This window comes from Microbacterium sp. zg.Y909, from assembly GCF_024626565.1.
On the sequence record NZ_JANJFJ010000175.1, the window covers coordinates 1 to 9,093 of the forward strand.

The window sequence follows — 9,093 nt, forward strand, 5'->3', positions numbered from 1 at the left end:
ATCGACTGGTGAGTTCGGCGGTCCCGGGCGCCCCCGGCGCCCCGGGCGGGGCCGACCAGAACGCCCCGTAGACTTGACCGGGTGCGGCTGAGGACCTCTCGCATGTCCTGTCGCCGCGCGACGATGCTCTCGAGCATCCGATTCCCGCGCATCTAAGGAGCGTTTACCCCCGTGGCTGAGTACATCTACCAGATGGTCCGTGCCCGCAAAGCGGTCGGCGACAAGCTGATCCTGGACGACGTAACCATGTCGTTCCTGCCGGGCGCGAAGATCGGCATGGTCGGACCGAACGGCGCCGGCAAGTCGACGATCCTGAAGATCATGGCGGGGATGGACACCCCCTCCAACGGCGAGGCGAAGCTCACCCCCGGCTTCACCGTCGGCATCCTCATGCAGGAGCCGGAGCTCGACGAGTCCAAGACGGTGCTGGAGAACATCCAGGAGGGCATCGCCATCAAGGCGAAGGTCGACCGTTTCAACGAGATCTCGGCGCTCATGTCCGACCCCGATGCCGACTTCGATGCGCTTCTGGCGGAGATGGGCACGCTGCAGGAGGAGATCGACGCGGCGGATGCCTGGGACCTCGACTCCCAGCTCGAGCAGGCGATGGACGCCCTGCGCACGCCCCCGGCCGACGCCTCGGTGGCGAACCTCTCCGGTGGCGAGAAGCGCCGTGTCGCGCTGACCAAGCTGCTGTTGCAGAAGCCCGACCTGCTGCTTCTCGACGAGCCCACCAACCACCTCGACGCCGAGAGCGTGCTCTGGCTCGAGCAGCACCTGCAGAAGTACTCGGGCGCCGTCATCGCCGTCACACACGACCGGTACTTCCTCGACAACGTCGCGCAATGGGTCGCCGAAGTCGACCGTGGTCGGCTGATCGCCTATGAGGGCAACTACTCGACGTACCTGGAGAAGAAGGGCGAGCGCCTCGCCGTTCAGGGCAAGAAGGACGCCAAGCTCGCCAAACGGCTCGCCGACGAACTCGAATGGGTCCGCTCCAACGCCAAGGGGCGCCAGGCCAAGTCGAAGTCGCGTCTGGCGCGCTACGAGGAGATGGCCGCTGAGGCGGACCGCACCCGCAAGCTGGACTTCGAAGAGATCCAGATCCCGCCGGGGCCGCGCCTGGGTGGGATCGTCATCGAGGCCAAGAAGCTCGAGAAGGGCTTCGACGGCCGTCCGCTGATCGAGGGCCTGAGCTTCAGCCTGCCGCCGAACGGCATCGTCGGAGTCATCGGCCCGAACGGCGTCGGCAAGACCACCCTTTTCAAGACGATCGTGGGGCTCGAGCCGCTCGACGGCGGCCAGCTGAAGATCGGTGAGACGGTCAAGATCAGCTACGTCGACCAGACCCGCTCGAACATCGACCCCAACAAGTCGCTGTGGGAGGTCGTCTCCGACGGTCTGGACATCATCACGGTGGGCAAGATCGAGATCCCGTCGCGCGCGTACGTGTCGAAGTTCGGATTCAAGGGGCCTGACCAGCAGAAGAAGGCCGGCGTGCTCTCCGGTGGTGAGCGCAACCGTCTGAACCTCGCCCTCACCCTCAAGGAGGGCGGCAACCTGCTGCTGCTCGACGAGCCCACCAACGACCTGGACGTCGAGACCCTGCAGTCGCTCGAGAACGCCCTGCTGGAGTTCCCCGGCTGTGCGGTGGTCATCACCCACGACCGGTGGTTCCTCGACCGCATCGCGACGCACATCCTCTCGTACGAGGGCACCGAGGAGAACCCCGGCCAGTGGTACTGGTTCGAGGGCAACTTCGAGGCCTACGAGGCGAACAAGATCGAGCGACTCGGCCCCGACGCGGCCAACCCGCACCGGTCGACGTACCGCAAGCTCACGCGTGACTGACGCCGCCCCCTTGCGGATCCACGTCCCCATCCCGCTGCGGTGGGGCGATCTGGACGCACTCAATCACGTCAACAACACCTCGATGCTCAAGCTGCTCGAGGAGGCTCGCCTTCGTGCCTTCTGGCGCCCTGACGCGGGCATGGAAGGTCCTCCGACCGCCGTGCTCGATTCCGGCCTGAGCGCCGGCGCGGAGACGATGACCCTCATCGCGCGCCAGGAGATCGAGTACCTCGCTCCGGTGCCCTACCAGCAGCGACCGCTCGATGTGCAGCTGTGGATCGGGCGCCTCGGCGGCTCGAGCATCGACGTCTGCTACGACGTCTACAGCCCGCTCGGGGAGTCGCCGCGCACCCTCTATGCCCGCTCGACGGCGGTCGTGGTGATGGTGAGCAGCGCCACCGGCCGCCCCGTGCGCCTCACCACGGAGATGCGGCAGGCCTGGGCGCCGTACGTCGGTGAGCCGATCGTCTACGCACACCGCCGCTGAAGAACCGCAGCCACGGCGCCGAACACCCGCGGCCGTCGCGGCCGGCCGTCAGCTGCCGCCGGGGACCCGGATCATGATCTCCTGGGCGACCGTGGCCAGCAGCCGGCCGTCGCGGCTGTGGATGCGGCCCGTGGCGAGCCCGCGGCCGCCACGCGCGCTCGGCGATTCCTGCGTGTAGAGCACCCACTCGTCCACCCGACCGAACCGGTGCCACCACATCGCGTGATCGAGGCTCGCCACCTTGAGCCCCGGCGTCGACCACGGCAGCCCGTGAGCGCGCAGCACGGTCTCCTGAATCGTCAGATCGCTCAGGTACGCCAGCACGGCCCGGTGGACCGCCGGGTCGTCGGGCAGGGGAGAGCGGGTGCGCATCCATACCGCCTGGTGCGGCGTGTGAGCGCCCTCGACGGTGTCGTAGATCGGGGAGGTCACGTACCGGCACTCGATGGGGCCACCGCCCAGTACCCGCACAGACAGCGGGTGGCGGGAGGGGTCGAGCACCTCCGTACCGGGGAGGTCCTCGGGTGCGGGCACGTCCGACGGCATCGGCGCTCCGTGCTCGACCCCGGGGTCCTCGTCTTCGAAGGACGCGATCATCGAGAAGATCGGCACGCCCTCCTGATAAGCCTGGGTGCGGCGGGTCGAGAACGACCGACCGTCGTGGATGCGGTCCACCGACAGGGTGATCCCCTTGGTGACGTTGCCCGGGCGCAGGAAGTACCCGTGCATCGAGTGCGGCACGCGCTCGGGCGGGAGGGTCCGCGCGGCGGCGGTGATCGCCTGCGCCAGCACCTGCCCTCCGAATACGCGACCGCTCGGCATCGCGTGCGAGGCCCCCGTGAAGATGTCCTCGGTGGTGCGGGCAGCGGACGCCGCCAGGTCGATGACCGAGAGCATCGTGGCGACGGGATCGGTGGACGAATCGGGCACTTCACTCCTGTCTGCGCGGCGCGCACAGCGCCGCTTGGTAGTTTAAAGCCGATGCCGCACCACCTCCGTTTCCCCGATCACCGCGCCGCGACCGACGCGGCGACCTTCGCCTCCCGCGCGTCGCGGATGGGGGACGGTGCGGTGCGGCTGCAGGCGGCATCCGGAACGCTCGTCATGACCTGCGCGCCGCTGGCCCCCCGCGGACTGCTCGATTCCACCCCCACGGTGCTGGGACTTCGGGCCTCGACGGTGGATCCGGAACTGCTCACCGACATCGTTGTGGATGCCGCGACTCTCGTCGTCTCCGACGACCCCCTCGCCCTCACACTCCCCGACGCCGCGGTGTCGGCTCCGTGGGCGGGCGTCGCCCCGCCCCGCGGCGGCTGGGACGCCGCCGGCACGCTGGATGCCGCGACGATCGCCACCCGCGCCCAGTGGGGCATCGCCGCCGTCGCCGAGTCGGTGCCGCGAGATGCCGGTGACGACGCCGTGCGCGCCGTGCGCGCGTCGGTGTGGGGCGCACAGGATGCCGCCATGGCCGGGCTGCCGCTGGGCGTCGCGTTCGCCGCGTTCGGCCTCGGTTTCATCGGCGGGGCCGAGACGGTCGAGCTGCGCACCGCCGGGCCGTGGACGCGTCTGAGTCTGCGCCGCGGTCACGTGCTCGTGCGCGGTCCGGTGAAGGCCGGGCTCACGCCCGTCCGCGCGACCGGCGCCAGGGCCTGAGCGGCGGATTCAGACCGCTGCGGCAGCCGCCCGTCCGGCGGCGCGCCCCGAGAAGAGGCATCCGCCGAGGAAGGTCCCCTCGAGCGCGCGGTAGCCGTGCATGCCACCGCCGCCGAAACCGCTCGCCTCGCCCGCCGCGTAGAGCCCCGGCACGACCTGCCCGTCGGCCGCGAGCGCACGCGACTGCAGATCGGTCTGGATGCCGCCCAGCGACTTCCGGGTGAGCACGTGCAGCTTCACTGCGATGAGGGGACCTGCGGAGCGATCGAGGATCCGGTGGGGTGTGGCGGTGCGCACGAGGCGGTCGCCGCGGAATGCGCGTGCGGAGCGCATCATGGCGATCTGCGCGTCCTTGGTGAAGTCGTTCTCGATCTCGCGATCGCGCGCCTCGACCTCGGTGCGCACCCGCGTGGCATCGAGGACCTCGCCGCCGGGAAGGTCGCGCATGCCCGCGATGAGGTCATCGAGGGTGTCGCGTACGACGAAGTCGGCGCCGCGGTCGAGGAAGGCCTGCACGGGCTCGGCGGTGCCCTTGGCCAGCCGCGACGAGACCAGAAGTCGCACGTCCTTGCCCGTGAGATCGGGGTTCTGCTCGCTTCCCGAGAGTGTGAACTCCTTCTCGATGATCTTGCGCGACAGCACGAACCACGAGTGGTCGTACCCCGTGCGCCGCAAGTGGGCCAGGGTGCCGAGCGTGTCGAAGCCGGGGAACAGCGGCACCGGCAGGCGCCGGCCCGTCGCGTCGAGCCAGATCGACGACGGCCCGGGAAGGATGCGGATGCCGTGCTGCGGCCAGACCGGCCGGAAGTTCTGGATGCCTTCGACGTAGTGCCACATGCGGTCGCCGTTGATTTCGCGCGCTCCCGCCTGTTCCGCCACCGCCAGCATGTGACCGTCGACGTAGGCGGGGACCCCCGCGATCATCGATACGGGCGGGGTGCCGAGCCGTTCCGGCCAGCGTCGGCGGACGAGCTCGTGGTTGCCTCCGATGCCGCCGGACGTGACGATCGTCGCGCCCGCCGTCATCTCGAACGCCCCCACGACCTCACGCGAGGTGGCCGTGCCGCGCGCCGCGCCGGATGGCGCGAGCAGGTCGCCGGTGGCGCCGGTCACGACGCCGTCCGCGACGGTGAGCGCGGTGACCCGATGCCGCGGCAGAATCGTCAGCCTGCCCTGCCGCTCCGCCTCTTCGACCGCAGCCTGGAAGGGCGCCACGACCCCCGGCCCGGTGCCCCACGTGATGTGGAAGCGCGGCACGGAGTTGCCCGGTCCTGTCGCGGTGTAGCCGCCGCGCTCGGCCCATCCCACGATGGGGAAGAAGCCCAGCCCCTTCTGTCGCAGCCAGGCGCGCTTCTCATGGTGCGCGAAGTGCAGGTATGCCTCGGCCCACCGCCGCGCCCACACGTCCTCCTCGCGGTCGAAGCAGGCGGTGCCCAGCCAGTCCTGCCGGGCGAGGTCGAAGGAATCTCGGATGCCGAGACGGCGCTGCTCGGGGGAGTCGATGAAGAACAGCCCGCCGAACGACCACCACGCCTGCCCGCCGAGGTTGGTGCGAGGCTCCTGGTCGACGATGGCGACGTGCTTGCCGGCGGCGACGGCTTCACTGGCCGCGACGAGGCCCGACAAGCCCCAGCCGATGACCAGCACGTCGGCGCGGATGGTGGCGGTGGTCATGGCGACTCCTTCGTCGTCGGCCGGGCGCACAGCCCGGGGTGTCTGCCTCGGCGCTCAGCCCGCCGTGTTTCCTTCGGGCCTTCGCGCGACCACCGAGAGACCCGTCGCCTCGCGGCCGGCCGGAGCCGGACCGATCCCCGTCGGCTCGAACGTGTTCACCATGGCGTGCGCCGCCCTGTCGAGATACTCCCACAGGGTCGCCTCGTGGAGGGGCGACAGACCGAGTTCGTCGACGGCGACGCGCATGTGCGCCAGCCACCGGTCCCGGGCGTCGGGGTTCACATGGAAGGGGGCGTGCCGCATGCGCAGGCGCGGGTGACCGCGCTCCTGGCTGTATGTGCTGGGGCCGCCCCAATACTGGGCGAGGAACATCTCCAGCCGACGCGCGGCGGGTTCGAGGTCGACCTCGGGGTACATCGGGCGCAGCACATCGTCCTCGGCGACCTCGCGGTAGAAGACCGCGGCGAGCCGGACGAACGTCTCGTGCCCGCCGACCTCGTCGTAGAACGAGCGGGGTGCGGCGTCCGTCATTTCTTCGTCTCTTCGTCGGAGGGCGGGGGCGCCGAGCCGTCGCCGTCGCCCGACCCGCTGCCGGACTTGCCGGTGCGCTTGGGCTTCCACGTCGGGCGGGCATCGTTCGACACCGGGTTGGGCCTCGTCATCGGCGGGTTGGCGCCGCGCACGCGCTGGGCGCCCTCGGGGCCGGTCAGCGTGATGGAGTTCAGGTGGGGGAGTGTCAGCCCCATCTCATCGATGGCGTGCTTGAGCCGCATGCGCAACTCCCGGGCCACGTCGTCTTTCGCGTTGGGCCGCGTCTTCATCACCAGGCGAATCACGAGCGCTTCCCCGCTGACGGACTCCAGACCCCAGACCTCGGGGTCCTCGAGCACGCGGGTGCGCCACTTCGGGTCCTTCTGCAGACTCCTGGCCGCAGCGAGCATCTGCTTCTCGACCGCGTCGACGTCGGCGTCGACGGGAACGGCGAGGTCGATGATGACGCGCGACCAGCCCTGCGACATGTTGCCGATGCGGGTGATCTCGCCGTTGCGCACGTACCAGAGAGTGCCGTTGACGTCGCGCACGTGGGTGACGCGCACCGAGACGTACTCCACGACCCCGGTCGCGAGCCCCACATCGACGACGTCGCCGATGCCGACCTGGTCCTCGGCCACGATGAAGATGCCGTTGAGCACGTCCTTGACGATGTTCTGGGCGCCGAAACCCAACCCGGCGCCGATGGCGGCCGACAGCAATGCGAACGAGCCGAGGGTGTTGGGGGCGAGAACCTGCACGATCAGCAGCACGGTGATGATGACGATGGCAACGTTGACGATGTTCTGCAGGATCGTGCCGAGTGTGCGGGTGCGCTGCACGAGCCGCACCTGGGCCAGCGGCGAGCGTTCGAGCGCCTGCGTGTCGTCGACCCGCGCCTTGCTCTTCGCGCCCGAGACGATGCGGTTCACCGTTCGACGGATGAAGATGCGCAGCACCCACGACGCCAGAACCGCGCCCACGAGGATGAGCGCGACGGTGAGCAGGTTCCAACCCGCCTCGATGAGCCACTTGAGCACCTGCGCCCAGAAGTCGGGATTCGTCGGGTCATCCATCGCACCAAGCCTACCCATCCCGCATCCGGACGGGCTGTGTGCACACGCCTGGACGCACTGACGCCCCGGCGCCGCATCGCGGCATCGGGGCGTCAGAACATGCTCGGATTGCTACTCGGCGTCGCGTTCCTGCACCGCGAGCGCGCGCTCGACTCCGGCGAGGTTCTCGGCGACCAGACGCCGCAGCGCCGGCGGCGCATCCTGGTGATCGGCGAGCCACGAACGGGTCGCGTCACGCAGCGCCACGTCGGCGAGCGGCGCGGGGTACAGCCCGACGATGAGGTACTGGGCGATCTGGTAGGTCCGCGACTCCCAGATCGGCAGCAGCATGTCGAAGTAGGGGGCGACGAACTCCGACAGCAGCTCACGTCCGGCGGGGTGCACGAAACCGGCCGCGGCGGCGCGCACGATCGTGTTCGGCGCGTCGGCCTGGTCGATCAGCGACGCCCACGCGGCGCGCTTGGCCTCGAGGGTCGGCAGGGCGGCGCGCGCCTGCGCAGCGAACTCTCCGCCCTTGGCCGTGTTGTCCGCGGCCAGCGCGGCGTCGATGTCCTCGGCGGTGACCGCGCCGGCGGCGGCGAGCGACACCATCAGCTGCCAGGACAGATCGGTGTCGATCGTCAGCCCCTCGAGCACCGTCTCGCCGTCACGCAGGGCCGTCACGGTCTGCGTGTGCGCCGCTGTACTGGCGGCGGAGGCGAAGGCGGTGACGAACTGCAGCTGGCTGTCGCTGCCGGGCTGGGCCTGCTGCGCAAGCTTCCACAGACCGTCGGCGACGCGTGCGCGCGTTGCCTCGCGGGTGGCGGGGGTGACGTAGGAGTTGGCGGCGAGCTGCAGCTGCCCCAGCGTCGTGCGCACGGTGGTCGACTCGGTCTCGCTGCCGATGTTGCGCAGCACGAGGTCGACGTAGTCACTGGCGGCCGTCTCACCGTCGCGGGTCTGGTCCCAGGCCGCGCCCCACACCAGCGAGCGGGCCAGCGGGTCGCTGATGTCCTTCAGGTGCGCGATGGCGGTGCGAAGGGAGTGCTCGTCGAGGCGGATCTTGGCGTAGGCCAGATCCTCGTCGTTGAGCAGCACCAGGTCGGGCCGCGCGAGACCCTTCAGCTGCGGCACCTCGGTGAGGTCGCCGTCGACGTCGAGTTCCTCGTGGTGCACACACACCAGCGAATCGCCCTGCAGGCGGTAGAAGCCGATGCCCAGCCGGTGGGGGCGGATCGTGGGGTAGTCGGCCGGAGCCGTCTGCACCACGGCGAACCGCGTGATGATCCCATCGTCGGACGTCGCGATCTCGGGCGACAGCGTGTTCACCCCGGCCGTCTCGAGCCACTTCTTCGACCAGGTCGACAGCTCGCGACCGCTCGTGCGCTCGAGTTCGACGAGCAGATCCGACAGCTCCGTGTTGGACCACTCGTTCTTCTTGAAGTACGCCGCGACACCGGCGAAGAACTCCTCGATGCCCACCCACGCGGCGAGCTGCTTGAGCACCGAACCGCCCTTGGCGTAGGTGATGCCGTCGAAGTTGACCTGCACGTCTTCGAGGTCGTTGATCTGCGCCACCACGGGGTGGGTCGAGGGGAGCTGGTCCTGGCGGTACGCCCAGGTCTTCTCCATCGCGTTGAAGGTGGTCCACGCCTCGGTCCACTCGGTCGCCTCGGCGGTGGCCATGGTCGACGCCCACTCTGCGAAGGACTCGTTCAGCCACAGGTCGTTCCACCAGCGCATCGTGACGAGGTCACCGAACCACATGTGCGCGAGCTCATGCAGGATCGTGACGACGCGGCGCTCCTTGACCGCGTCGGTGACCTTGCTGCGGAAGACATA

At 69.6% G+C, this 9,093-nt stretch carries 8 protein-coding genes; 3 read left to right on the forward strand and 5 right to left on the reverse strand.

What is annotated here, in order from left to right:
- Positions 1-171: 171 nt before the first annotated feature.
- Together ettA and NQ160_RS13110 are read left to right on the forward strand one after the other, a co-directional pair.
- Positions 172-1,851 (forward strand): energy-dependent translational throttle protein EttA, encoded by a 1,680-nt coding sequence (gene ettA / locus NQ160_RS13105; RefSeq protein ID WP_257515666.1) that lies wholly within the window; start codon positions 172-174, stop codon positions 1,849-1,851.
- Positions 1,844-2,338 carry an acyl-CoA thioesterase gene (locus tag NQ160_RS13110; RefSeq protein ID WP_257515667.1) on the forward strand — a complete coding sequence of 165 codons (495 nt, stop codon included), beginning with the start codon at positions 1,844-1,846 and terminating at the stop codon, positions 2,336-2,338. Before ettA ends, NQ160_RS13110 begins: the two co-directional genes overlap by 8 nt.
- A gap of 48 nt (positions 2,339-2,386) precedes the next feature.
- On the opposite strand, the gene NQ160_RS13115 is transcribed toward NQ160_RS13110, so the two are convergent.
- Positions 2,387-3,235: an acyl-CoA thioesterase gene (locus tag NQ160_RS13115; RefSeq protein ID WP_257515673.1), complete on the reverse strand. Its 849-nt coding sequence runs from the start codon at positions 3,233-3,235 to the stop codon at positions 2,387-2,389.
- 84 nt (positions 3,236-3,319) lie between these two features.
- Here NQ160_RS13115 and NQ160_RS13120 point away from each other — a divergent pair, with 84 nt between their 5' ends.
- Positions 3,320-3,991, forward strand: coding sequence for a hypothetical protein (locus NQ160_RS13120; protein ID WP_257515668.1), 672 nt, complete (start codon positions 3,320-3,322; stop codon positions 3,989-3,991).
- A 9-nt stretch (positions 3,992-4,000) separates the two neighbouring features.
- Here NQ160_RS13120 and NQ160_RS13125 read toward each other — a convergent pair whose 3' ends face one another.
- From NQ160_RS13125 to pepN, 4 genes are all read right to left on the reverse strand, one after another.
- A complete protein-coding gene (locus tag NQ160_RS13125; RefSeq protein ID WP_257515669.1) occupies positions 4,001-5,665 on the reverse strand; it encodes an FAD-binding dehydrogenase in 1,665 nt (554 codons plus the stop codon).
- A 54-nt stretch (positions 5,666-5,719) separates the two neighbouring features.
- Positions 5,720-6,196, reverse strand: coding sequence for a globin (locus NQ160_RS13130; protein WP_257515670.1), 477 nt, complete (start codon positions 6,194-6,196; stop codon positions 5,720-5,722).
- Positions 6,193-7,272, reverse strand: coding sequence for a mechanosensitive ion channel family protein (locus NQ160_RS13135; protein ID WP_257515671.1), 1,080 nt, complete (start codon positions 7,270-7,272; stop codon positions 6,193-6,195). The genes NQ160_RS13130 and NQ160_RS13135 overlap by 4 nt, the downstream gene beginning before the upstream one ends.
- Positions 7,273-7,383: 111 nt before the next feature.
- Positions 7,384-9,093: aminopeptidase N (pepN, locus tag NQ160_RS13140; protein ID WP_257515672.1), on the reverse strand; the 1,710-nt coding region annotated here is incomplete at its 5' end.

Coding starts and splice junctions, on each gene's coding strand:
- NQ160_RS13115 (WP_257515673.1), bottom strand. CDS start 3,235: ATGCTCTCGGTCATCGACCTGGCGGCGTCCGCTGCCCGCACCACCGAG.
- NQ160_RS13120 (WP_257515668.1), top strand. CDS start 3,320: ATGCCGCACCACCTCCGTTTCCCCGATCACCGCGCCGCGACCGACGCG.
- NQ160_RS13125 (WP_257515669.1), bottom strand. CDS start 5,665: ATGACCACCGCCACCATCCGCGCCGACGTGCTGGTCATCGGCTGGGGC.
- NQ160_RS13130 (WP_257515670.1), bottom strand. CDS start 6,196: ATGACGGACGCCGCACCCCGCTCGTTCTACGACGAGGTCGGCGGGCAC.
- NQ160_RS13135 (WP_257515671.1), bottom strand. CDS start 7,272: ATGGATGACCCGACGAATCCCGACTTCTGGGCGCAGGTGCTCAAGTGG.